Source organism: Streptomyces sp. NBC_01707, assembly GCF_041438805.1.
Classification (GTDB): domain Bacteria; phylum Actinomycetota; class Actinomycetes; order Streptomycetales; family Streptomycetaceae; genus Streptomyces.
The window spans coordinates 9,023,692-9,046,925 of record NZ_CP109190.1; the positions used below are offsets into that span (position 1 = coordinate 9,023,692).

Below are 23,234 nucleotides of genomic sequence, written 5' to 3' on the forward strand. Positions count from 1 at the left end.
CGGTCACAGTCGCCGCCGGTGGCCTTCCCAGTACGGGTCGCGCAGCCGTCGCTTGTACAGCTTGCCGTTCGGGTCGCGCGGCATCGTCTCGATGAAGTCGACGCTCTTGGGGCGTTTGTACCCGGCGAGCCGCTGCGCGCAGTGGGCGAGGATCTCGGTGGCGAACCCGTCGCCCGGCAGGTGTCCCTCAGCCGGCTCGACGACCGCCTTGACCTCCTCGCCCCAGTCGGCGTGCGGGATACCGAAGACGGCGGCGTCGGCGACCGCGGGGTGGGCTAGGAGGGCGGCTTCGATCTCGGCGGGGTAGATGTTCACGCCGCCCGAGATGATCATGTCGATCTTGCGGTCGCGGAGGAAGAGATAGCCGCCCTCGTCGAGGATGCCGAGGTCGCCGACGGTGAAGAAGTCACCGATGCGGTTCTTCTCCGTCTTGGTCCTGTCCTTGTGATAGCTGAAGCCACCGGTGCTCATCTTCATGTAGACGGTGCCCAGTTCGCCCGGCGGGAGGCGGTTGCCGTCGTCGTCGAAGACGGCGAGTTCGCTGATGGGCCACGCCTTCCCGACCGTGCCGGGTTTCTTCAGCCAGTCCTCGGCGGTGGCGAACGCCCCGCCACCCTCGCTGGCGGCGTAGTACTCCTCGACGCACCGTCCCCACCAGTCGATCATGGCGCGTTTGACGTGGTCGGGGCAGGGGGCCGCGCCATGGATGGCATGCCGCATCGAGGTGACGTCGTACCGCTCCTTCACCTTGTCGGGCAGGGCCAGGAGGCGGTGGAACTGGGTGGGGACCATGTGCGTGTGCGTGCAGCGGTGGGCGTCGATGACCCGCAGCATCTCCTCGGGCGCCCACTTGTCCATCAGCACCAGGGGGTGCCCGATGTGCAGGGCGGCGCCCGCGAACTGGAGTACGGCGGTGTGGTAGAGCGGCGAGCAGACCAGGTGGACGTTGCCGTCGAACGGCCTGATGCCGAAGATGCCGAGGAATCCGCCGAGATGGCTCTCCTCGGGGAGCCTTCCGGGCAGCGGGCGACGGATGCCGCGCGGCCGGCCGGTGGTGCCCGAGGTGTAGTTCATGACCCAGCCGAGCGTGCGGTCGTCGGGCGGGGCGTCGGACTGCCCGTCGAGCAGTTCGGCGTAGGGGCGGAAGCCGTCGACCTCGCCGACGGCGTACCGGTGGCTCGCCGACAGCTTCGCCTCGTCCGCGGCGGCAGTCGCAGCGTCGGTGAACCGCTCGTGTGCGATCAGCACCTTGGAGCCGGAGTCGGAGACGATCCAGGCGATCTCGGGGCCGACGAGATGGTGGTTGACGGGTACGAGGTAGAAGCCGGCCTGGGAGGCGGCGAGGTAGGCGGTGAGGAACTCGACGCCGTTGGGGAGAACGACGGCGAACGCGTCGCCCTGCCGGAGCCCTGCCGCACGAAGCCCGTGGACCAGGCGGTTGGCGGCGGCGTGCAGCCGGCCTGCGGTCCAGGTCTGCCCGTCGGGCCCGACCAGGACCGTGCGTTCGGGGTCGGCTGTGGCCTGGGCCCAGAAGCCGTTCGGCGACTGATTCATGCGACGCTCCGTCCGGCGATGCGGTTGATCCGGTCCACGGCGCGCTCGAAGCCGCTGGTCAGGTCGTCGAAGACGGCCTGCACGCTGCGTTCGGTGTTCATCCGGCCGACGATCTGGCCGACGGGGGTGCCGAGCAGTGCGCCGGTCTCGTACTTCTGGATACGGGAGACCGCCTCGGCGACCAGCAGCCCCTGGAGCGGCATCGGGAGCGTGCCGGGTCCCGACGGGTCGTCCCAGGCGTCGGTCCATTCGGTACGGAGCTGGCGTGCGGGTTTGCCGGTGAGGGCACGGGAGCGAACGGTGTCGCCGGAGCCTGCGGCAAGGAGTTTGCGGGTCAGCGCGCGGGAGTGGAGGTCCGCCTCCTCGGTGGTCAGCCAGAGCGAGCCGAGCCAGACGCCCTGCGCTCCGAGAGCGAGTCCGGCGGCGACCTGCTCTCCGCTGCCGATGCCTCCGGCGGCGAGGACGGGGAGCGGTCCCACGGCGTCGACGACCTCGGGGACGAGGACCATGGAGGCGATCTCTCCGGTGTGGCCGCCCGCCTCGTACCCCTGGGCGACGACGATGTCGATGCCCGCATCCGCGTGGTGCCGGGCATGTCTGGCGCTTCCGGCGAGGGCGGCGACGAGGACGTCCCCGTCATGTGCGCGCTGCACGACGTCGGCGGGGGGCGAACCGAGTGCGTTGGCGAGCAGCTTGATGGGGTACTCGAAGGCGACGTCGAGCTGGCTGCGGGCGACCTCCTCCATCCATCCGGTGATCCGCCAGCCGGAGGCCTCGCCCTCGGCGAGTTCGGGGACGCCGTGCTTGGCGAGGGTGTCCTGGACGAACTGGCGGTGTCCGGCAGGGATCATCGCCTCGACATCGGCCTCCGTCACCCCCTCCACCTTTCTGGCGGGCATGACGACATCGAGGCCGTACGGCTTGCCGTCGGTGTGCTCCTGCATCCAGTCGAGGTCGCGCGCGAGATCGTCGGGGGCGGTGTAACGGACCGCGCCGAGTACGCCGAACCCGCCGGCCCGGGTGATGGCCGCGGCCACCGCCGGGAACGGCGTGAAGCCGAAGATGGCGTGCTCGACTCCCAGTTTCTTGCTCAGCTCCGTCTCCATGGGCGGCAGGATGCCGCAGTCGGACATCCGAAGGAAGAGGTTTTCTGATGCAGTGTCAGATTCTTTGTGGCGCCGGGAGCCTCCGGGACGGCAGGGGTGACAGTAATCTCTGCGGCGGCAGGAAGTTTCAGCACGGGACTGGATGACGAAAGTTACTTTCACCCGGTAGGAAGGGGTTCCGGATGACCGAGGACGCAGCCGCCAGAGGAATCAGCCGACGCAGGTTGAGCGGCGGGATGCTGGCACTGGGCGGGGCACTCGCCCTGGCGCCGATTCCGTTCGCGGAGACGGCGTCGGCCATGGAATCTGGGGCGGGATCGTCGGGGGCATCGGAGGCGGGGACATCGGGACCGGGTGCGGATGCCGCGCACGGCCGGCCGACGCTGCGGCGCGGCTCCGCCGCCCGCGCGGGCCTGTTGCAGGGTCCGCTGGACCAATTGGTCACCGACGCCGAGAAGTTCCTCGGCGCCTCCCCCAAGCACCCGTGGTTCGCGGGCGCGGTGCTGCTCGCAGGGCGCGGTGGCACGGTGGCACTGCACCGGCCGATCGGCAAGGCGGTGCGGTACGCGGCGTACGACGAGAAGACCGACACCGGGGTGGAGTTCCCGGCGGACCAGCAGATCGCGATGGCCGAGGACACGGTCTTCGACCTGGCGTCGGTGTCGAAGCTGTTCACCTCGATCCTGGCCGTGCAGCAGATCGAGCGCGGGGCGCTGGAGCTGGAGGCGAAGGTCGCCTCGTATCTGCCCGACTTCGCGAGGGGCGGCAAGCAGGACGTCACGATCCGTCAGCTGCTCACGCACACGTCGGGTTTCCGCGCCTGGATTCCGCTCTACAACGCGCCGACGCGGGAGGGAAAACTGCAGCTGCTGTGGAACGAGGTGCCGGCGAATCCGCCCGGCACCGTGTACCTCTACTCCGACCTGAATCTGATCTCGTTGCAGCTGGTCCTGGAGAAGATCACCGGCCGCACCGAGGACGTCCTGCTCCGCGAGGAGATCACCGCTCCGCTCGGCATGCACCGCACTCGCTACAACCCGCCGGCCGCCTGGAAGCCGAAGATCGCGGCGACCGAGGACGCCAGGCTGCCCTGGTCCGGCCTGGACCGCGGCCTCGTCTGGGGCGAGGTGCACGACGAGAACGCCTACAGCCTGGACGGGGTGGCCGGCCACGCCGGAGTCTTCTCCTGCGCCTGGGACCTGGCGATCCTCGCCCGAACGCTGCTCAACGGCGGCGTCTACGGGCACGCGAGAATCCTCTCCGACGAGTCGGTGGATCTCCTGTTCACCGACTTCAACACCGCGTTCCCGGGTGACGCGCACGGGCTCGGCTTCGAGCTCTACCAGCACTGGTACATGGGGGCGATGGCCACCCCGCGCACCGCGGGCCACACCGGCTTCACGGGCACAAGCCTGGTCCTCGATCCGACGACCGACTCGTTCCTGATCGTGCTGGGCAACTCGGTCCACCCGGTGCGCACTTGGCGCTCCGGCAGCGCACCACGGGTCGCCACGGCGAACCAGATGGCGCGAGCGGTGGCGGTGCGCCCGGCCCGAGGCCGTACCGCCTGGTTCTCCGGCATGGCGAGCGCCGCCTCCGCCACGCTCGCTCTGCCCGTGCTGCGTCCGGTGACGTCGCGTGCCGCGCTGAGCTGTGCGCTGTGGTGGGACACCGAGCCGGGCTCCGACTTCCTGTTCCTCGAGGCCTCGTCGGACGCCGGGGCGACCTGGCAGCCGGTGCCGTTCACCACCGTACCGACATCGGTCGAACACCACGGGACGGAGCCCGAACCGCATCCGGCCGGCTCGGTCTCCGGCTGGTCCGGCCGGGTCTGGCACCGACTGGAAGCGGACCTTGCCGCCTGGCGCGACAAGGAGGTGCGGCTGCGGTGGCGGTACACCACGGACCAGCTGTACGTCGGGCGCGGGGCGTACGTGGACGGCATCCGGGTCGAGGACCACGGCCGTACGGTCTTCGACGACAGCAGGTCCGCCGACGCGGGGCGTATCGAGGCCAACGGGTGGACGGTGTCCGCGGACTGAGGCGCGCCGTCGCGCCCTCGAGTGACGTCGAGCAGGGCCCGGGCTGCCGGCCGTTTCGGCCGGCAGCCCGGCGTCATCACGACGGGACGAGCAGATGGACGGCGAGTGCGGTGATCAGCGTGCTGGATGCCAGGGCGGTGACGAGCCGCCCACGATGGCTGGTCAGCGCGCGGCCGAGCAGCGCTCCCCCACCGGCGAGCACCAGTTGCCAGCCCGCGGACGCCGCGAAGGCCGCGAGGACGAAGACCGACTGTTCCCAGCGGTCGGGATCCGCAGCGGCGGTCCGGCTGCCGAGCACCAGCGCCGCGAAGTAGATCACGGTGGTGGGGTTCAGCATCGTCATTCCGAGCAGCCCCAGATAGGCCCGCGCGGGGCCGAGGGGTGCCCCGTCGGCCCGGACCGCCGAATGCCGCGTGCGGTACCTGCTGATCGCCGTGGCACCACCCAGAGCGGCCAGTGCGACGAGCACCAGCGCCGAGACCCAGCGCAGAGGCAGCGCGAAAGGTTCGATGACATGCGTGAGCGACGAACCACCGACGACCGCGATCAGCGCATAGAGGCCGTCGGCCGTCGCGACGCCGAGCGCGGCAGCGGCACCGGTCTTCAGGGACGTCCGGGCCGTCAGGGTCACCAGGTAGGCCCCGACCGCTCCGATCGGCATGGCGATGCCCAAGCCGGCCAGGAGCCCCGCGACCAGGGCGGCGATCACGTGTGCAGGGGGTCGAGCCTCCGCGGTGGGCCGGGCTGCTGCTGGCCCCGTACCGGTCGGGCGGCGGCAGGGGTCGGCGACAGGAGGGCGGTGATCGAGTTCATGAACAGATGATGGGGGCGGCCGGGGGCGTGGGCAATGCAATTGTTGTCAGCCACTACGCTGCTCACCCATGACAGAACCCGCCTACCTGCGCATCACCCGGGCGTCCTACGACACCGTCGCCGCGGACTACGCCGAAATCCTGAGAACGGAACTCGGACACAGGCCGCTGGACCGGGCGATGCTGGCCGCATTCGTCGAACTCGTGCAGGCGTCCGATGCCGGACCGGTCGCCGACATCGGGTGCGGTCCCGGCCGAGTGACAGGGCATCTGCAGTCACTGGGCCTGACCGCACGTGGCATCGACCTGTCGCCGGAGATGATCGCGGTGGCCCGTCGGACCCATCCGGACCTTCGTTTCGACGTGGGTTCGATGAACGCGCTGGATCTGGAGGACGGCAGTCTCGGCGGCATCATCGCCTGGTACTCCATCATCCACACGCCCCCGGAGCTGTTGCCGGCGTCCTGGAGGCGCTGGCCGCGGAGTCGGGTCATCATGCGCCGGACACGCCTGGGCCCGCCGGTCGGCCGTCCGACGTGCGCGGGCCCGGCTCCGCAACGTGAGCCCGGACACGTAACATGTCTGCATGTCCTTCCTCCGCCGCCGTAGCGCCGCCACACCCGCGGGCCCGGATTTCGACGTCCTGGCCATGGACCCGGGGGACTGGCCCGGAAACCTCGGCGCCGGTCTGCTGCCCGCACCCGACGGGAGCTGTCAGGGTGTCTTCCTGCGGTACGACCTGTTCGGCGGCCGCGGCCCCGCGATGATCATCGGTAATCTCCCGGAGGGTTCGCCCGCCCGCGAGACCGAGGAGGGCCAGGTCCCGTTCGAGGTCGCGCAGCTGCTGCTCGCGCTGGAGAACGACGAGCCGGTCGAGGTGACCGGCACCGACGACATGCCGGTGATGCAGGGCGACAACCTGCTGATCGTCCGCCGGGTGAAGCTGTCCGAGACCCGGATCTCCTGCGTCCAGTTCGACCGCAGCGACGGGGTGCTCGTCACCATCGCCAGCTGGGACCGGCCGATCACCGACGATCTGTACACCCTGCTGAAGCCCCTGCCCGCCGAGCTGTTCCAGCAGGGCTGAAACGTCCCTGGCACGGCCGTCCGCACCGATCCGGACGGCCGCGGAGCATTTTTGTCCAATCCTGAGCAGCCTCCGTCCAAGAGGCTGCTCTGTCATGCACCTTGTCCGAATAGTCGTCGGACCTTTAGCGTCGTGCGCCATGACACCCGGGATGACGCGACGCACCACAGTGAAGACAGCCATCGGCGCAACAGGTGCCCTGGCGCTGGGGGTTCCCGCACTCGCCGGAACGGCGGCTGCCGCCAGTACCTCCGATGAATCAGCCGGATCGGAGGGGCCGGACGAGGCCAGGACGCTGGTGGACCCGGTGCTCTGGTACCGGACCCCCGCTGCCGACTGGGAACGCGAATCGCTGCCCATCGGTGGTGGCGCCCTGGGAGCGAGCGTCTACGGAACACTCGCTTCCGAACGGCTCACCTTCAACGAGAAGACGCTGTGGACCGGCGGCCCCGGCTCCACCCAGGGGTACGACTTCGGGAACTGGACCGCCCCCAGACCCGGCGCCCTCACCGCAGTGCAGCAACACCTCGACAACGACGGTGCGATCGACCCGGATTCGGTCGCCGCGGCGCTCGGCCAGGCACGCCGCGGCTACGGCGCCTACCAGGTCTTCGGTGACCTGCTGCTCGATCTGTCGAATGCCCCGGCCACCCCCGACGGGTCCTACCGGCGCGCCCTCGACCTGCGGTCGGCGCTCGCCACCGTCGCCTACGCCCACCAGGACGTCCACCACACCCGGGAGTTCTTCGTCTCGCACCCCGGCAGCGTCATCGCCGGGCGGCTCGGAGCGGACCGTCCGGGACAGGTCTCCTTCACCTTGCGCTACACCTCGCCGCGCAGCGACTTCACCGCTACCGCCGCTGGAGACCGGCTGACCGTGCGGGGTGTGCTGGAGGACAACGGGCTGCGCTTCGAGGCCCAGATCCGGATCCGTACGACTGGCGGTCGTGTCACCGCCGGGCCTGACGGCACACTCACCGTCACCGACGCCGACAGCGCCTGGTTCGTCCTCGCCGCTGCCACCGACTACGCCGACCGCTATCCGGCCTACCGCGGCGACGACCCGCACCGTGCGGTCACCCGCACGGTGGACGAGGCGGCCGGAACCTCGTACGAGAAGGTGCGGGCCGCCCACGTACGCGATCACGGCGCACTCTTCGACCGGGTCGCCCTCGACATCGGCCAGCAACTGCCCGACCTGCCGACCGACCAACTGCTCGCCCGGTACACCGGCGGTACGAGCCCCGCCGACCGGGCGCTGGAAGCGCTGTTCTTCCAGTACGGCCGCTACCTGCTGATCGCGTCCTCGCGGGCGGGTTCGCTGCCCGCCAACCTCCAGGGCGTCTGGAACAACTCCACCACCCCGCCGTGGTCCGCCGACTACCACAGCAACATCAACCTCCAGATGAACTACTGGCTCGCCGAGGTCACCAACCTGGCCGAGACCACCGCACCGTACGACCGCTACATCGAGGCGATGCGCGCACCGGGGCGCCGCACGGCGAAGGAGATGTTCGGGACGGCCGGCTGGGTGGTGCACAACGAGACCAACCCGTACGGCTTCACCGGCGTCCACGACTGGTCGACCGCCTTCTGGTTCCCCGAGGCTGCCGCCTGGCTCACCCAGCAGATGTACGAGCACTACCGGTTCAGCGGCTCCACCGGTTACCTGCGCTCCACCGCCTATCCCGCGATGAAGGAGGCCGCCGAGTTCTGGCTGGCCAATCTGCGCACCGACCCGCGCGACGGGCTGCTCGTCGTCACCCCCAGCTACTCTCCCGAGCACGGCGACTTCACCGCGGGCGCCGCGATGTCCCAGCAGATCGTCCATGACCTGCTCACCAACACCCTGGAGGCCGCCCGCACACTCGGTGACGCCCCCGCCTTCCGCAGTCGACTGCGGACGGCCCTGGACCGGCTCGACCCCGGGCTGCGGATCGGCTCCTGGGGACAGCTCCAGGAGTGGAAGACCGACCGGGACGATCCGGCCGACGACCACCGCCACGTATCGCACCTCTTCGCCCTCCATCCAGGCCGGCAGATCGAGCCCGGCAGCAACTGGGCCGAGGCGGCCAAGGTCTCTCTCGGGGCGCGTGGCGACGGCGGCACCGGCTGGTCCAAAGCGTGGAAGATCAACTTCTGGGCGCGGTTGCGCGAGGGCGACCACTCCCACAAGATGCTGGCGGAACAGCTGAAGAGCTCCACCCTCCCCAACCTCTGGGACACCCACCCGCCGTTCCAGATCGACGGCAACTTCGGTGCCACGTCGGGCATCGCCGAAATGCTGCTGCAGAGCCAGTACGACGTGATCGAGATCCTCCCCGCCCTGCCGGCCGGCTGGCCGGAGGGATCGGTGCGCGGACTCCGCGCCCGCGGAGGCTTCACCGTCGACATCGAATGGTCCGACGGGCAGGCCCGCCGTGTGGTGATCACGGCGGGCCGAAGCCGCGAGGTGACCGTCCGCGGCTCCCTGTGGCCGAGCGGCGAAAGAACCTTCAAGGCCCGTGCGGGCGGCCGCTACACGCTGGTGGCCGAGGGCAGAGCCGAGGGCTGAGAGAACAGCGCGGTGACCCGCGCCGCCGAGACGCCGCGCCCCGTGGGACCACTGAGGTGCCACGGGGCGCCGGCACCCCGCCGCAGATCCTCTTCGCGATAGCGGCGGCAGTCCCGGTGCCAGATCAGGATGCCGGCGAGCCAGTGCCTGAGCTCCTGCACGTACCCCTCCATGGTCTCCCTGGCCTCGGCATCCAGCCCGAAGTCGTCGTACAGGACCGGGAGTTCCTGCTCGGCGACATGGAGGAACTGGCGCAGCCGCGAGTTCATCAGGTCGTGCACGATCGCCACCGCCGTCGGATAGTCGGCCCCGAAGAAGTTCTGCACGACCAGGACGCCGTTGTGCACCTCACCCTCGTACTCGATCTCCTTCTGGTACGAGAACAGGTCGTTGAGCAGCGCGGCATAGTCCGACGCCGCGTTCTCCAGGGAGCGCAGCGGGCCGCTGCGATAGATCTCCTCCGGCACCTTCTTGCCGTGACCGAGTCGGCACAGACTCATCGTGAGGTCCGCACCGAACGTCATCCGCCGCATCTCGATGTAGTCCACCGGGTCCGGGATCCGGTTCTGCGCCTGGTTGGCCAGCTCCCAGAGCCAGCTCGCCGTCATCGACTCGATGGCCGTGCGCAACGCGCGCCGCGCGCGGTCGTCCATCGGGGCCGTCGTGCGCTGCCAGAGATCGGACAGACCGCGCTCCAGCGCATTGACCGGCTCCGGAGCGGCGGAGTCGTCCAGTGGCATGAACAGCGAGAGACGCGCATTGGCCAGCCGCGCCCCGGCCAGGTCCCTTGCCCGCCCGTGCACCACCGGGAACCAGTCGTCGCCGTAGGTACCCCAGGCCAGCCACCCCGAGTCGAGATCCAGCTCGTCCGCCGTCGCGTCCGGGTGCAGACCCGCCGCGCACAACGGCAGATCGATCGCGACGAGCCGCTCCTCGTCCCAGATGTGCGAGCCCGGCACCCCCGGCTGCGCCTCCAGGATCCCCATCCGGCGCGCCCAGTCGACGAGCCTGACCCGCGCCCCGTTCAGATGCGGACTGAGTGTGGTACCGAACGGCAGGTCGAATGCGGGCAGCAGCGACGGGCCGACGTGCCGGTAGGGCGCATGGGTGTGGCTGCGCAGCCGGGCCAGTTCCGAGCGTGGGGTGAAGCGGATCGACGCGGCGGACATGCCGAAGCCGAGGGCGGCCTCGCCCGCCCCGCCGCCGTTCATGTAGCGACTGGAGCGCAGGTGCCACTCATGGCCGCCGGACTGCCAGTCCTGCAGACCCTTGACGTACGTGAGAACCGCCGCGGTCTCCGTCGGATCGAGTCCCTTCTCCGCGCACAGTGGTCCGAGTTCGGTGAGCGCGGTGTTCTCGAACTGCTGGAGCCGCGAGGTCAGCAGATCGTTCACCGCCTCGGCGGCCTCCTGGGTGGAGCAGTTCAGAAACCTCTCCAGTACCAGCACACCGTTGCTGTTCTCGCCCTCCTCCTCGACCTCCCGCTGGTACGAGAACAGGTCGTTGCGCAGATGCACACCGTCGGAGAAGGCGTCCCGCAGCACCCGCAGCGCCCGCTCGTCGGCCACCGAATCGGGGACCTCGGCGCCCGCCGCGTACTCCACGAGCCCGGCCGACCATGGTGCGCCGCCCACCTTGCGGCGCATCTCGATGTACTCCACGGGGTTCGCGATGCGGCCCTCGTTGATGTTGGCGAGTTCCCACAGCGACTCGTTGAGCAGGTTCTCGGTCGCCTCCGCGAACCGGGCCCGCCAGGCGTCGGACATGCTCGGCACCGTCCGCGCCCACAGGTCGGCCAGCCCCGCCTCTACCGGGTTCGTCGACTCGGGTGTCCGAGCCCCTCGTTCCATCGGCATGAACGCCGGTAGCCGGTCCAGGTACTTCTTGCCGCCCTCCCGGTCCGGGGTGCGCTTGAACAGCTCCAGGAAGTGGTCGTCGAAGAAGAACACCCACACGTACCAGTCGGTGACCAGTGACAGGGCCTCCGCCGAGCAGTCGGGGTGGGTGTACGCGCACAGCAGGGCGTAGTCATGGGAGTCGAGGTCCTTCTCCTCCCAGATGCCGGACCCTTCCACCATCCCTATGCTGCGCGCCCAGGACTTGGTGTGCTGTCGCGCCTCCTCGACATGGGGGTTGAGCCGCGCCGGATACGGAACATAGAAGTCCGGCAGGGTGAAGGGCTGAGCCATGTGCGTCCGGCCTTTCCGAGGAATTCCGCGCGGGGCCGCGCGGACCTTTCGTGTCCGCGCGAGCACTACCCTTCGGCCGTCCGGGGCACGCACACCAGGAATTAGTCAGACAAAAGGCGCGTGTGCCTGCGAGGTGTCGGCGGACCGCGGCACCGGCCCGGCCGCTCCGTAAAACTCAGGTAACGCCCCACCGCCACACCGTCGTTGCTTCCTGACCTTTGCAGGTCAGAGCCCCTGCCAGTGGTCTGGTCCAGTGGCTCGTCCGACAACCCGCCTTGGGCTCTTGACGCGCTATCACCTGAGGTCAGAGAGTGTGCGCCCATAGCCGAACAGTGACATCGGACCACGTACGACTTTCGAAGCACGCAGCTCCAAGAAGGGTTGTCATGACGTCCAAGCAGAGGACCAGACTCACTCTCGCCCTGACCACCGTCGGCGCCCTGAGTCTCGCGCTGCTCTCTCCAGCGGTGCAGGCCGGTGCGGACGGGGTGCGGCCCGAATGTCCCCGCGGCCTCGACTGCGACTGGGTCCCGGCGGCCTATCAGCAGACCGGCGATCCGGCCGACAAGGAGACGTACGGCAACTACGACACCGCGGACCGCCCGCACAGCAACAAGATCAAATTCATCGTTCTGCATGACACCGAAGAAGACTTCGACACGACCCTGAAGATCTTCCAGAACCCGCTGAATCAGACCTCGGCCCACTATGTGGTGCGCTCGGGCGACGGTCATGTCACCCAGATGGTCAAGGACAAGGACGTCGCCTGGCAGGCGGGCAACTGGTACGTCAACACCCACTCCATCGGCATCGAGCAGGAGGGTGTCGCCGTCGAGGGTGCCAAGTGGTACACCCCGGAGCTGTACAACTCGACGGCGAAGCTGGTGCGTTATCTCGCCGCCAAGTACGACATCCCGCTCGACCGGCAGCACATCATCGGCCACGACGGCGTGCCGCCCACCAGCACGGCCGGTACCAAGAACATGCACTGGGACCCGGGAACGTACTGGGACTGGAACCGCTTCATGGCGCTGCTCGGCAAGCCGACCACCGTGCCGAGCGCACCGAAGAGCAGCCCGCTCGTCACCGTCAGCCCCCGCTTCAAGGACAACAAGCAGGCTTTCCGCGACTGCGAGAAGAACGTCGACCTGCCGGTGCAGGGCAGCAGCGCCGTCCCGCTCCACACCGAACCGTCGGCCGACGCACCGCTGTTCTCCGACCCGGGCCTGCACACCGACGGCTCACCCGGCACGAACTGCGCGGCCGACTGGGGCAGCAAGATCAGCGCGACTCAGCAGGCGGTGGTCGCAGACCACGCGCCCGGCTGGACGGCGATCTGGTGGTACGGCCAGAAGGCCTGGTTCGAGACTCCCGCGAAGTCCCGGACCACCGTGCCGACCGCCGGCTACGTCGTCCGGCCGAAGGCCGGCCGTACCGATGTGCCGGTGTACGGGGTGGCCTACCCGGAGAAGTCCGAGTACCCGGCGGACTTCGCGGACCAGCGGGTGGGAACGCCGCTGCCGTACACCATCAAGGCGGGGCAGTCGTACCCCGGCGGGGGCGAGGCGCCGACCGGGTTCTTCTACGCACCGACGATCGACGCGTCGTATCCGCTCGACCACGCGTACTTCAAGGGACGGCAGAAGTACGTGACGGTGCAGATCGGGCACCGGATCGCCTTCGTGAAGGCGTCCGATGTGGATGTCGTGCGGGTGCGGTGACGGCTCGGGGATGAGCGGGCGGGGCCTGTCAGCGGCTCTGCCCGCGAAACCGCCCCGCTCCGCGATTGCCGGAGGGACTGAACGCAACAGCGCGCTGCGGGCCCGGTGTGTCGGCACCGGACCCGCAGCGCACATCCCTCGTGGAGCCGCGTCAGCGAGTGCCGACCGCAGCACGCACAGCCCGCCGGGCCATCGCGCAGTCGTCGTGCAGCCGGCGCAGCAGCAGCCGCTGCTCCTCTCCCGACGACAGCACGCCCGGACGCTCCTGACCGCCACCCGTGGGCGTGGTCTCCCGCATCGCCCGCTGCACGGCTGTCTCGTACGTACGGATCTCCCGCGTCAGTACGAGCATCAGGTTCACCAGGAACGCATCCCGCGCCGCGGGACCCGTGGCCTGTGCCAGCTGGCTGATCTGGCGCCGCGCGGCCGGCGCGTCGCCCAGCACCGCCCAGAGCGTCGCCAGGTCGTAACCCGGCAGGTACCAGCCCGCGTGCTCCCAGTCCACCAGCACCGGACCCGTCGGCGACAGCAGGATGTTGGAGAGCAGGGCGTCACCGTGACAGAACTGCCCCATGCCTTGACGGCCGCCCGCATGCGCCAGGCCGTGCAGCAGCTTCTGCAGGTCACCCAGATCACGGTCGGTGAAGAGACCGAGCTCGTGATACCGGGCGATGCGTGAGGCGTAGTCCAGCTGGGCGTCGAACAACCCGGCGGCCGGCCGCCAGGCATTGACCCGGCTGATCGCACCGAGCGCGGCCCGTACATCGGCCCTGGGCGGAGCCTCCGACGGGTGCCTCGTCAGCGCCGCCACACGTCCCGGCATCCGTTCGATGACGAGTGTGCAGTTCTCCGGGTCGGCGGCGATGAGCCGCGGCACCCGGACCGGCGGACGGTGCCGGACGAACGCCCGGTATGCCGCTATTTCGTGGCGGAACCGCTCCGACCAGACGGGGGAGTGGTCCAGTAAACACTTCGCGACCGCCGTCGTGCGTCCGGTGGTGCCGACGAGCAGTACCGAACGCCCGCTGCGGCGCAGCACCTGGACCGGGTTGAACTCCGGGCAGATCCGGTGCACCGAGGCGATCGCCATCCTCAGCTGAGCGCCCTGCGGACCGGACAGGTCCAGACGCCCGCTGAGCGGTGGGGCGCCCGGCCCCGCCGGCCGCCGGGGCCGGACCGTGCCGGGCGCCGACGGACCGGCATGCGGGGAGAGGTACGGTCCGGCGCCCGCCCCCATGGGACGCAGGGGCCGGGGCGGGGCGGACACGGAGGACGATGCTGTGTACATGGGCGAGACAGATCCCTTCGTGCGCCGACAAGTTGCGTGCGCCGCCCCGGCCGGCGGCCGTTCGGCACCCTGGGGAGTGCCTAGGGCTGCCGGGCGGGGTGGCGCTTTCCTACCTGACACCGGTGTGCGGGTGGCAGACCATCTGGCGGACCCTGGCGAACCCTGGCGAATAGTCGCAAGGCATCTGACAGGGGGTTACTGTCAACTCAGCCGAGAACCTGGGGGCTTGACGTGACCGGAGAACCCAACACCCGTCTGTCGGATCTGTTCGGCCTTGCCGGCTGGTCCAAGGGCGAACTCGCGAGAATGGTGAACCGGCAGGCGGCGGCCATGGGCTACCCGCAGCTGGCCACCGACACCTCGCGCGTGAGGCGCTGGATCGACATGGGGGAGTCCCCCCGCGATCCCGTGCCCGAAGTGCTGGCAGCCCTGTTCACCGAGCGACTCGGTCGTGTCGTGACCATCGAGGACCTCGGGTTCGGCCGGCGCGGGCGTGTGGGGAAGCGGAAGGAAGTCGGGACGGAACACAATCCCGACGGACTGCCGTGGGCGCCCGAACGGACGGCAGCGGTCCTCACCGAATTCACGGGAATGGACCTCATGCTCAACCGACGCGGCTTGGTGAGCGCGGGCGCCGCGCTCGCCGCAGGATCGACCATCACCGGCCCCATGCACGACTGGCTGCACACCGACCCCGTGTTGGCGGCCGACGCTCCACGGATCGACGATCCCTTCCACGCGGACCCGGCCGGCTTCGACCGGTACGAGGCCGCGCCCATCGGGTCGGAGGAGATCGAAGCGCTCGAACGGTCCGTCGAGGTGTTCCGCGCCTGGGACGCCTCCCGGGGCGGCGGACTCCAGCGCAAGGCGGTCGTGGGCCAGCTCAACGAGGTGGGCGGCATGCTCGCCTACCGCCACCCCGACCATCTGCAGCGCCGCCTCTGGGGTGTTGCAGCCAACCTCGCCGTACTCGCCGGATGGATGTCCCACGACATCGGTCTCGAACCCACCGCCCAGAAGTACTTCGTCATCGCCGCCCATGCGGCACGCGAGGGCGGCGACCGCCCGCGCGCGGGCGAGGCGCTCTCCCGGGCGGCCCGTCAGATGGTCCACCTGGGCCGTCCCGACGACGCGCTGGACCTGATGAAGCTCGCCAAGTCGGGCTCCGGGGACATGGTGCTGCCACGCACCCAGGCGATGTTGCACACCATCGAGGCCTGGGCGCAGGCGTCCATGGGCCGCGGCCAGGCCATGCGCCGCACGCTCGGCAAGGCCGAGGAGCTCTTCGTATCGGACAAGAGTGATGTGCCGCCGCCCAGTTGGATGCAGCTGTTCGACGAGGCGGATCTGCACGGCATGCAGGCTCTGGCGTTCCGTACGCTCGCCGAGCACGATCCGTCGGTGGCCATCATCGCCCAGCGCCACGCCAAGCAGGCCTTGGAACTGCGCGCCAACGGGCGCCAGCGCTCCAAGATCTTCGACTACATCTCGCTCGCCTCGGCGTGCTTCATCGCCGACGACCCGGAGCAGGCCGACCGATACGCGCGGCTCGCCCTGGTGACGATGGGGGAGACCTCCTCGCACCGAACCTGGGACCGGCTGCGCGAGATGTACCGGCTCACCGGGCAGTTCGCCGGGTACGCGAAGATCGAGGACCTGCGTGAGGAGATCCATCTCGCGATGCCGCAGAGCTCCGTGATCAAGCGGCCGAGAAGCTCGGAGATCTGATCCGGGGGCGCTGCGACGACAGGGCGCCGATCACCCACCGTCCTAGCTCCGCACCACGCGAGGCAGGCAGCTTCTGCCTGCGTCCCTGTGCTGTGCAGTCGCGCTCCTGACCCGACCCGGGCTCACATCCCGATACGGGCGACCAGCACGCATGCGTCGTCCAGGCGCTCGGTGCCACCGAACTCCTCGACGACCGTCCGTACGCAGTCCTGGGCCGTGCGCGCCTCGGCGAAGCGCGGTGCGAGTGCGAGCAGCGCCTCCGGGCCCACCCCCCGGTCGCTGCGGCGGGTCAGTCCGTCGGTGTGCAGAACCAGCACGTCGCCGGGCAGCAGGGTCACTTCGTCCTGCTCGTACGCCACCGAGGAGGCGGCGCCGAGCAGCACCCCGTCCGGTGATGGCAGGGGTCGTCCCGCTCCGTCGCGGAACAGCATCGGTGCGGGGTGACCGGCCTGTGCCCAGGCGAGAGTGCGGGTCACGGGGTCGAAACGGCAGCACAGCGCACTGCCGAGCGCGGGCTGCACGGAGGCTTCGAGTAATTGGTTGAGGTGGCCCATCAGGGCGCCCGGCTCGATGCCTGCCACCGCCATCCCGCGCAGCGCACCCAGCAGCATCGCCATGGCCGAGGTGGCCGGGATGCCGTGACCGGTCAGATCGCCGACCGTGAGCAGTGTCCTGCCGTCCGGCAGCTCCAGTGCGTCGTACCAGTCGCCGCCGATCAGATCACTGGCATCCGACGGCAGGTAGCGGGCCGCGACGTCCAGTGCGCCGGTTCCGCGCTGCGGGAGCAGCAGCGAGCCGCGCCATGCAGGGAGTACGGCCTCCTGGAGCTCGACCGCCATACGACGCTCGGTCTGCGCCATGTGCTGCTGGCGTCGTAAGGTGTCGCCGGTCTGGCGCACCACGCGCTGGCTGCGCCGCAGTTCGCTGACATCCCGCAGGACGGCCCACATGGAGGCGGTGCAACCGTCCGCGTCGAGAACGGGCTCGCCCATCATGTGCAGGGTGCGCATCCGGCCGTCGGTCCGCAGGATGCGGAACTCGCCGTCTATCGGCCTCCCGTCGACCAGGCAGTCCGTCACCAGTGTGGTGAGCAGTGGCTGGTCCTCGGGGAACAGCACGGACGGGAGCTCGTCGAGCGACAGCGGTCCCGCCTGCGGGGGCCGGCCGAAGATCTCGAACAACTCCTCCGACCAACTGACCTCGTCGGTCAGCAGATTCCACTCGGCGCTGCCCACCCGGCTCAGCAGCGCACCGGCCTGCGGCTCGGCGACGTCCGCCTGCTGTGCCCGTTCCGCGTCCTCTGCCGGCTGCTCCCCCGACCCGGGCGGCGGGCCTTCCTTGAGCTGTCCCAGATGCGTGCCGAGATCGTCGAGATGATGGACGGCCAGCTCGCAGAGCGCGCGCTGCCAGCGCAGCTGCGGATCGTCCTCGTCGACCAACACCGTGTCCCGCCGCACGGCATCCACGTCTCCGCGCAGCCGACGGGTCCGGTTGATCAACAGGTCGACGGCATCGCGCTCGGGAGGCTGTGGGGCGGGGCGGTCCGCGGACACATGGGACGGCATCTCGTACTCCGATACAGGCGCGGCACAACCAGGTCTGAAGGGTGGACCGAAGACGACTGTGGCACAGGCTGCGGGAGCCCGTAAGTAGTTTGGCAACACTCGATACGGTGTTGCTTCTGGCATATGCCACAGGCTGCGCAGAGCCCCGGTTCTTCGAACAGCCTTGCCTTCCACGGCCGTTGATGCAAGTCATCCGGCGCGTGCGGCTCGCCGCGCGCCTGCGCGCGCCGTTCCTGCGCGGGTCGCCGCACCTGATCGGGGCATATGCGCTGGAGCCTTCGACGCTGAGCTGACACGCCGTCGGGCCGTGGCCCGGGCTTGCCGGGCTGCGGAGGCCCGTCCGCCACGTGTGCACGGCGGCGCTCGCGACGGTGATCACGACCTCGGGTCCGGTGCAGGGCCTGAAGGCGGGGAGGTCGATGTGTGGACGGGCGCGCGCGTGGATCTTCCCGGTTCGTCATGGGGTCGGGCTTTCGGTACCCGGTGTCCAAGGCTGGATCCCTCTCGATCTCGGTCCCTCCGTGCGGGCGTCCGGGACGGGAATGCGGCCCGGCCCTCTCGCGTTACAGCACCAGAACGAAAACGACACCCATTCCCGTAAGGGTTGGATGGGGTCGGTGAGAGCGTCCGGAGGTGCCCATGGCACGCAGTGAAGCCCGCCCCGTCGTCACTCTGAGGTCGACCGCCGGCACGGGTCAGACCTATGTGACACGGAAGAGCCGTCGCAACAATCCCGACCGGCTGGTTCTGCGCAAGTTCGACCCCACCGCCGGGCAGCACGTCCTCTTCCGCGAGGAACGCTGACCCGTCGGGCACGGTCGGCAGCGATAGTCCTCCCCGTCCATGACGCCAAGGAAGGAACACATATGAAGCCCCGCATCCACCCCGTCTCCCGGCAGGTCGTCTTCCGCGACCGCGCCGCGGGGGTCGCCTTCCTGACCCGTTCGACCGCTGACGCCGACCAGCGTGTGGAGTGGGAGGACGGCAACAGCTACCCGGTCATCGATGTGGAGACCTCGTCCGCCAGTCATCCGTTCTACACCGGGACCGACCGGGTGGTGGACGCGGCCGGACGGATCGAGCAGTTCCGGCGCCGCTACGGAACGACGCAGCCCGCCGGACACTGAAGCGCCGTGCGACCCGTCACAGTCGGCGGTGTCGATTCAGGGGAACGGGGCGCGATGGTTTATCGTTCATCTACATGTGGATGACGCGGTGAGCGCCCACACTCGAAGCTGCCCCGGCTGGATTCCCCCGATCCGGCCGGGGCTTCTCGCTGTCCGCCCGTTCCTCACCCCCGGGACGGTCGCCTCGGCACCATCTCGGCGAGCAGGGCCGCCGCCGCCATCGCCGCGGCGACCCAGGCAGCGGCGCCCGGCCAGAGCCGGACCGTCAGCGCGGTCGCCGTCGCACCCACCACGACAGCGATCAGCCGACCCATCACCCAGCCGTCCTCGCCACGCAGGGACCGCAGGGCCACCCGCCCGACAAGTGACGTCAGCGTGCCGGTGAAGTAGTTGGTCGGCGTCGCGCGGATCCGGCCCTGAATCCCCATCGCCATGGAGATCACCGCCAACAGCCCGAGCCGGTCCCCGCCGGACGTGATCAGCTCCAGCCCCCACAGCACGGCGCCCGCCGTGAGCAGCACCACCTCGACCAGCAGCATCGCCGGCAGCCGCCACCGCAGCCTCTCATCCATCCACGCGCCGCACGCGACCCCGCAGCCGTACGCAACGAGCGCGGTGACGACGCGCAGTGCGACCCCGTGCTCCCCGACACCGGCGGCGGAGCCGCCCAGCAGCACGAGATTGCCGGTCATCACCCCGGCGAACACCTGGCCGAGACAGAGGAAGGCGAACGCATCCGCGGCCCCGGACGCGGCGGACAGAAGTATCAGTGCCCATTCGCCCCATGGATCGCGTGCGGGATCCGCGCTGAACCGGCCGGTGGGCACCGTAGGAGTGGACACGCTGCCACCCTAGGGTTCCGCTCCGTGAACCGACAGATACGTTGCGCGCGACTCCACGACTTCGGCGGCATCGGCGGATGCACCGGGCGGACAGCCCTCAGGCCGCGAACTGCTCGGCGCAGACGGCGGACCGGTGGCCGCGCTGCGCCGTGACCTCGTCGGCCCCGCCGGCACCCGTCAGCCCGCCGCGCGCGGCACGACCGTCGAGAGCACCTGGGTCAGCGCATGCCAGTCCGCGGTGATGATGCTTGCGTGCCGTCCCGCCAACAGGGCGAGCCGGTCGAGGGCCTGAGCCTGTGTCGGACTCGTGCCGTCGATGGCGGGCGCCACGTCGTGGGCGTCCGTCATCACGACGAGATACTGGTTCCGGGCGTACCACCCGGTGTCGATGGACCCACCGGCGTACGTGGCGGCGTCCCCGTCGAAGACCACGAACCAGGGCCGGATGCCCGTGTCCGTGTAGCGCCCTCTCGGGTCACCGGTCTCGGCCCGGTGCACGGCGGGGAAGGCGGCCGCGTCCCCCAGCCGCCCGACCGCCGCGAGATCGCGCAGGTGAGTGGCGTACTCCCGGTCGGTCCACAGCGTGTCGGCGGGGTTGCCCTCTTCGACGGTCCCCGGGATCAGCTCCACGACGAAGCGCCCGGCGAGCGCGGACCGGGTGGGCCACCCGCCGGCCCGTACCGCCTCGTCGAGCGTGGCGTGCCCATCGGCCAGATCAGCGGGCCGGAACAGCGCGCTGCCGAGCTTGTCGGACAGCAAGGCGTCCAGTTGGGCGGGGCCCCGGCCGTTCTTGGCCTGGAAGCCGTCCTTGAGTTCGAGCTTCAGCACCACCGGCCGGTGTCCGGGGTGAGCGTCGTGCCAGGCCCTGATGTCCGCGAGACAGCCGGCCAGATTCTGATTGCGCGCCTTGGTGCGCAACTGGGCGGCATTCGCGGCGTTCTCGCAGTTGTTGTCGTTGCCGATCGGATTGCTGTGCGAGACCCGCCAGGAACTGCCGAAGACGTTGGTCCACACATCGAGTTCGAGAAGCGCCGCACCGGAGTCGAGTGCGTCGGCGAAGTAGGGATAGGTGCCCTTCTCGTACGCGTTGTGCACACCGACACCGGTGGTCGCCGAGTAGGCGGACTCACCCGTGTCGGCCGAACGGGCGGATCCCGCAGTCAGTCCGACAGCGAGCAGACCGGCCGCCGCGGTCGTCAGCCCTCGACGCCATCCGTGTCCCATGTGCCGTCCGTCTCCCATGGTCCTCACCTTCATCGTTGATGCGAACGCGTCAAACGACAGGCACGATAGGAGAGTTGGGTGACGGGCAGGGGTACGGAAACCGGCCGTTCGGATCCGACGGCGACGACGGGTCGTCATCCCGGGCCGTACGGCCCGGGTGCTGGGCATGGCGGACCACGACGGGAGCCGCGCGGCCCTCGGTCGTGACCGGTCCGTGGACCGGGTGCCGGTCCGGCCGCGGCCCTGGAGGTCCGACCGGCCGGGGCGCTGATCCCCGTTCCCGGTGGCCGGGACGAACGGCATCGCGACCTGATGGGGGTGACACGGCCTCGTCCCTACCGGGCCGGAAGCGACCATCACCCGGTCGGCCGGGTGCATCGGCCCCGATCGGCCCGTGACCGATTGCGGGCCGGTTTCCGAGGGCCCAGCGTGGGGTGATGACGTGTGTGCGGATGGCGTACGTGTCACCCGCCGAGGAGGAGCGACATGGCTGACGCCCGGTGGACGGGCCCCAGGGGAGCCGACCTTGGCGAATGGCTGCCCGTCCTGGACCTCATCGAGCCGCCGCGACAACGGCGACTCACCGTCCTGGTACGACTCCTCCTGCTGATCCCGCACTTCGTCGTGTTGTTCTTCCTCCACATCGCGGCCTTCTTCACCGTCATCGTGGGATGGTTCGCCGCCCTGGTCATGGGGCGGCTGCCCGAACCGGTCTTCCGCTTCCTCGCCGGATATCTCGGCTACCAGATGCGTGTCGGCGCGAGCTCGATGCTGCTGATCGACCGCTATCCGCCGTTCACGCTGAACCCGTCGCCGGACTACCCGGTCCAGATCGAGGTAAGGCCCACGCAGCTCAACCGGCTGGCCGTCTTCTTCCGGCTGTTCCTGATGATTCCGGCGGCCGTCGTGCAGGGCCTCGCCTCGTCGGGCTGGTGGGCGCTGTCCTTCATCTGGTGGCTGATCACTCTCGTCCTGGGGCGCATGCCCCGCCCCCTCTTCGAGGCCTCGGCCGCCACACTCCGCTACACCATGCGCTTCTCCGCCTACTTCATGATGCTCACACCGGCCTACCCCAAGGGGTTCTTCGGCGACGACGCCCTCTCCGTACCGGAGCGCCAGACACGTTCTGCCACCCGACCGCTGGTCATGAGCGGTACGGGGAAGGCCCTGCTGATCCTCTTCCTGATCGTCGGAGTGGCCGCCGACATCACCACCTCCACGACGACGTCATGGACGTCGGACACCGCCGACGACTGGTGAAAGGCCTGGCGCGGACTTCCGGCCAACAGGCATGATCATGGGATGACTTGGACAGCACCTGCAGCGAAGCGCATCCCTGGCTCCCTGGTCGCCGGCGAGCGGGAGATGCTCACGGGATATCTCGGCTGGTTCCGCAGCACGTTGCTGCAGAAGTGCGCCGGCCTGACCGGTGAACAGCTCGCCGAAAGGACCGTTCCGCCGTCCAACCTCACACTTCTCGGACTGCTCCGCCATATGGCGAAGGTCGAACGCACCTGGTTCCGGGAGCGATTCGCCGGACAGCGGCTGGACCCGATGTACGACCCGGCCCAGGGCAAGGACGCGGACTTCGAGGATCTGGACCCGGCCCGTGCGGCCGACGACTACGCACGCCTGGTCGAGGAGTGCCGCCTCGCCGACGCCGTCGTCGCCGATGCGTCGCTCGACGACACCTTCACGCACAACGGCGAGCTCTTCTCACTGCGCCTGGTGCATGTCCACATGATCGGGGAGTACGCGCGTCACATCGGCCACGCCGATCTCGTGCGCGAACGCCTCGACGGGGTGACGGGGGACTGAGCGACCACTCCGTCGCTGCTCACGCTCCCCGGACACGGCCGGAGCCCGTGGCCGCGCCCGACGGGTGACCGACTGCCCGTCGGCACCTAGCGTTCGCCGTTTCTCTCGAGCAGCCGCTCCACACGGTCGAACCTGTCGTGCAGCGCCCGAAGCTCTGCGTCGAACACCTCCTCGCCGTGGCGGGCATAGCGGCGAACCGCCCTGCCCACATGCTGGGCATCCTGCTCGGCCCGGCCGACGAACCATGTGGCGATGGACGCGGTGACCATGCCGAAGGTGGTGATACCGGCCAGTATCATCACCGAGGCGATCACCCGCCCCCATGCGGTCACGGGGTACAGATCCCCGTACCCCACCGTCGTCGCGGTCTCGATGGACCACCAGACGGCTTTGGGGAAGGAGGTGATGTTCGCGCCGGCCGCGCCCTCCTCGGCGGGAACGACCAATGCCGCACCGGCCAACAGGACCGCGGCCGTGGCCGCCGACACCGACAGGGCGGCCCGGGCATGAAAGGTGCGCCACCACCGGTTGGTCAGCAGGCGACCGAGCAGAAGCGCGAAGAACGATTGCTGCACGG

The 23,234-nt window shown here is 69.6% G+C and carries 18 protein-coding genes and 1 pseudogene; 10 read left to right on the forward strand and 9 right to left on the reverse strand.

What is annotated here, in order from left to right; translation table 11 throughout:
- Nucleotides 1–3 precede the first annotated feature (3 nt).
- Together OG963_RS40360 and OG963_RS40365 are read right to left on the reverse strand one after the other, a co-directional pair.
- Entirely contained in the window at nucleotides 4–1,554 is a 1,551-nt protein-coding gene (locus tag OG963_RS40360) for an acyl-CoA synthetase (RefSeq protein ID WP_371800028.1), read from the reverse strand.
- Nucleotides 1,551–2,660, reverse strand: a complete 1,110-nt coding sequence (locus tag OG963_RS40365) for an NAD(P)H-dependent flavin oxidoreductase (protein WP_371800029.1) — start codon at nucleotides 2,658–2,660, stop codon at nucleotides 1,551–1,553. Before OG963_RS40365 ends, OG963_RS40360 begins: the two co-directional genes overlap by 4 nt.
- A gap of 182 nt (nucleotides 2,661–2,842) precedes the next feature.
- Between OG963_RS40365 and OG963_RS40370 the strand changes: the two genes are divergently transcribed.
- Nucleotides 2,843–4,702, forward strand: coding sequence for a serine hydrolase (locus OG963_RS40370; RefSeq protein ID WP_371800030.1), 1,860 nt, complete (start codon nucleotides 2,843–2,845; stop codon nucleotides 4,700–4,702).
- Nucleotides 4,703–4,778: 76 nt separating this feature from the next.
- On the opposite strand, the gene OG963_RS40375 is transcribed toward OG963_RS40370, so the two are convergent.
- On the reverse strand, nucleotides 4,779–5,411 hold the full coding sequence (locus OG963_RS40375) for a LysE/ArgO family amino acid transporter (RefSeq protein WP_371800031.1): 633 nt from the start codon (nucleotides 5,409–5,411) through the stop codon (nucleotides 4,779–4,781).
- Between the two features lie 172 nt (nucleotides 5,412–5,583).
- Between OG963_RS40375 and OG963_RS40380 the strand changes: the two genes are divergently transcribed.
- The 3 genes from OG963_RS40380 (at nucleotide 5,584) to OG963_RS40390 (ending at nucleotide 9,155) form a co-directional block, all read left to right on the forward strand.
- Complete coding sequence (locus OG963_RS40380; protein WP_371800032.1) at nucleotides 5,584–6,123, forward strand: class I SAM-dependent methyltransferase; 540 nt, start codon at nucleotides 5,584–5,586, stop codon at nucleotides 6,121–6,123.
- Nucleotides 6,101–6,601, forward strand: a complete 501-nt coding sequence (locus OG963_RS40385; RefSeq protein WP_030928952.1) for a hypothetical protein — start codon at nucleotides 6,101–6,103, stop codon at nucleotides 6,599–6,601. The genes OG963_RS40380 and OG963_RS40385 overlap by 23 nt, the downstream gene beginning before the upstream one ends.
- 151 nt (nucleotides 6,602–6,752) lie before the next feature.
- Entirely contained in the window at nucleotides 6,753–9,155 is a 2,403-nt protein-coding gene (locus OG963_RS40390) for a glycoside hydrolase N-terminal domain-containing protein (protein WP_371800033.1), read from the forward strand.
- On the opposite strand, the gene OG963_RS40395 is transcribed toward OG963_RS40390, so the two are convergent.
- Nucleotides 9,119–11,344, reverse strand: a complete 2,226-nt coding sequence (locus OG963_RS40395; RefSeq protein ID WP_371800034.1) for a germacradienol/geosmin synthase — start codon at nucleotides 11,342–11,344, stop codon at nucleotides 9,119–9,121. The two genes, OG963_RS40390 and OG963_RS40395, sit on opposite strands and share 37 nt — an antisense overlap.
- Before the next feature lie 386 nt (nucleotides 11,345–11,730).
- Here OG963_RS40395 and OG963_RS40400 point away from each other — a divergent pair, with 386 nt between their 5' ends.
- On the forward strand, nucleotides 11,731–13,065 hold the full coding sequence (locus OG963_RS40400) for an N-acetylmuramoyl-L-alanine amidase (protein ID WP_371800035.1): 1,335 nt from the start codon (nucleotides 11,731–11,733) through the stop codon (nucleotides 13,063–13,065).
- A 151-nt stretch (nucleotides 13,066–13,216) separates the two neighbouring features.
- Here the strand turns inward: OG963_RS40400 and OG963_RS40405 are convergent, their stop codons facing one another.
- Nucleotides 13,217–14,353: an aminoglycoside phosphotransferase family protein gene (locus tag OG963_RS40405; protein WP_319740219.1), complete on the reverse strand. Its 1,137-nt coding sequence runs from the start codon at nucleotides 14,351–14,353 to the stop codon at nucleotides 13,217–13,219.
- A gap of 231 nt (nucleotides 14,354–14,584) precedes the next feature.
- Between OG963_RS40405 and OG963_RS40410 the strand changes: the two genes are divergently transcribed.
- Entirely contained in the window at nucleotides 14,585–16,081 is a 1,497-nt protein-coding gene (locus OG963_RS40410) for a hypothetical protein (RefSeq protein WP_319740220.1), read from the forward strand.
- Nucleotides 16,082–16,203: 122 nt separating this feature from the next.
- Here OG963_RS40410 and OG963_RS40415 read toward each other — a convergent pair whose 3' ends face one another.
- A complete protein-coding gene (locus tag OG963_RS40415) occupies nucleotides 16,204–17,646 on the reverse strand; it encodes a PP2C family protein-serine/threonine phosphatase (protein WP_371800036.1) in 1,443 nt (480 codons plus the stop codon).
- A 639-nt stretch (nucleotides 17,647–18,285) separates the two neighbouring features.
- On the opposite strand from OG963_RS40415, the gene rpmG reads away from it, so the two are divergent.
- Both rpmG and OG963_RS40425 read left to right on the forward strand, forming a co-directional pair.
- Nucleotides 18,286–18,450 carry a 50S ribosomal protein L33 gene (gene rpmG, locus OG963_RS40420; protein WP_319740222.1) on the forward strand — a complete coding sequence of 55 codons (165 nt, stop codon included), beginning with the start codon at nucleotides 18,286–18,288 and terminating at the stop codon, nucleotides 18,448–18,450.
- A 62-nt stretch (nucleotides 18,451–18,512) separates the two neighbouring features.
- Nucleotides 18,513–18,773, forward strand: coding sequence for a type B 50S ribosomal protein L31 (locus tag OG963_RS40425; RefSeq protein ID WP_319740223.1), 261 nt, complete (start codon nucleotides 18,513–18,515; stop codon nucleotides 18,771–18,773).
- Between the two features lie 70 nt (nucleotides 18,774–18,843).
- Here OG963_RS40425 and OG963_RS40430 read toward each other — a convergent pair.
- Both OG963_RS40430 and OG963_RS40435 read right to left on the reverse strand, forming a co-directional pair.
- A pseudogene (locus OG963_RS40430) lies at nucleotides 18,844–19,540 on the reverse strand (YoaK family protein).
- A 252-nt stretch (nucleotides 19,541–19,792) separates the two neighbouring features.
- Entirely contained in the window at nucleotides 19,793–20,857 is a 1,065-nt protein-coding gene (locus OG963_RS40435; RefSeq protein WP_371800037.1) for a phosphatidylinositol-specific phospholipase C domain-containing protein, read from the reverse strand.
- A 468-nt stretch (nucleotides 20,858–21,325) separates the two neighbouring features.
- Between OG963_RS40435 and OG963_RS40440 the strand changes: the two genes are divergently transcribed.
- A complete protein-coding gene (locus OG963_RS40440; RefSeq protein ID WP_371800038.1) occupies nucleotides 21,326–22,099 on the forward strand; it encodes a DUF4389 domain-containing protein in 774 nt (257 codons plus the stop codon).
- Between the two features lie 42 nt (nucleotides 22,100–22,141).
- On the forward strand, nucleotides 22,142–22,657 hold the full coding sequence (locus OG963_RS40445; protein WP_371800039.1) for a DinB family protein: 516 nt from the start codon (nucleotides 22,142–22,144) through the stop codon (nucleotides 22,655–22,657).
- Between the two features lie 86 nt (nucleotides 22,658–22,743).
- On the opposite strand, the gene OG963_RS40450 is transcribed toward OG963_RS40445, so the two are convergent.
- Nucleotides 22,744–23,232: a potassium channel family protein gene (locus tag OG963_RS40450; protein ID WP_371800040.1), complete on the reverse strand. Its 489-nt coding sequence runs from the start codon at nucleotides 23,230–23,232 to the stop codon at nucleotides 22,744–22,746.
- Between the last annotated feature and the right edge of the window lie 2 nt (nucleotides 23,233–23,234).

Excerpts from the sequence above, each read along its gene's own strand:
- OG963_RS40360 (WP_371800028.1), bottom strand. The coding sequence starts at position 1,554 with ATGAATCAGTCGCCGAACGGCTTCTGGGCCCAGGCCACAGCCGACCCC.
- OG963_RS40365 (WP_371800029.1), bottom strand. The coding sequence starts at position 2,660 with ATGGAGACGGAGCTGAGCAAGAAACTGGGAGTCGAGCACGCCATCTTC.
- OG963_RS40370 (WP_371800030.1), top strand. The coding sequence starts at position 2,843 with ATGACCGAGGACGCAGCCGCCAGAGGAATCAGCCGACGCAGGTTGAGC.
- OG963_RS40380 (WP_371800032.1), top strand. The coding sequence starts at position 5,584 with ATGACAGAACCCGCCTACCTGCGCATCACCCGGGCGTCCTACGACACC.
- OG963_RS40385 (WP_030928952.1), top strand. The coding sequence starts at position 6,101 with ATGTCCTTCCTCCGCCGCCGTAGCGCCGCCACACCCGCGGGCCCGGAT.
- OG963_RS40390 (WP_371800033.1), top strand. The coding sequence starts at position 6,753 with ATGACGCGACGCACCACAGTGAAGACAGCCATCGGCGCAACAGGTGCC.
- OG963_RS40395 (WP_371800034.1), bottom strand. The coding sequence starts at position 11,344 with ATGGCTCAGCCCTTCACCCTGCCGGACTTCTATGTTCCGTATCCGGCG.
- OG963_RS40400 (WP_371800035.1), top strand. The coding sequence starts at position 11,731 with ATGACGTCCAAGCAGAGGACCAGACTCACTCTCGCCCTGACCACCGTC.
- OG963_RS40405 (WP_319740219.1), bottom strand. The coding sequence starts at position 14,353 with ATGTACACAGCATCGTCCTCCGTGTCCGCCCCGCCCCGGCCCCTGCGT.
- OG963_RS40415 (WP_371800036.1), bottom strand. The coding sequence starts at position 17,646 with ATGCCGTCCCATGTGTCCGCGGACCGCCCCGCCCCACAGCCTCCCGAG.
- rpmG (WP_319740222.1), top strand. The coding sequence starts at position 18,286 with ATGGCACGCAGTGAAGCCCGCCCCGTCGTCACTCTGAGGTCGACCGCC.
- OG963_RS40425 (WP_319740223.1), top strand. The coding sequence starts at position 18,513 with ATGAAGCCCCGCATCCACCCCGTCTCCCGGCAGGTCGTCTTCCGCGAC.
- OG963_RS40435 (WP_371800037.1), bottom strand. The coding sequence starts at position 20,857 with ATGGGAGACGGACGGCACATGGGACACGGATGGCGTCGAGGGCTGACG.
- OG963_RS40440 (WP_371800038.1), top strand. The coding sequence starts at position 21,326 with ATGGCTGACGCCCGGTGGACGGGCCCCAGGGGAGCCGACCTTGGCGAA.
- OG963_RS40445 (WP_371800039.1), top strand. The coding sequence starts at position 22,142 with ATGACTTGGACAGCACCTGCAGCGAAGCGCATCCCTGGCTCCCTGGTC.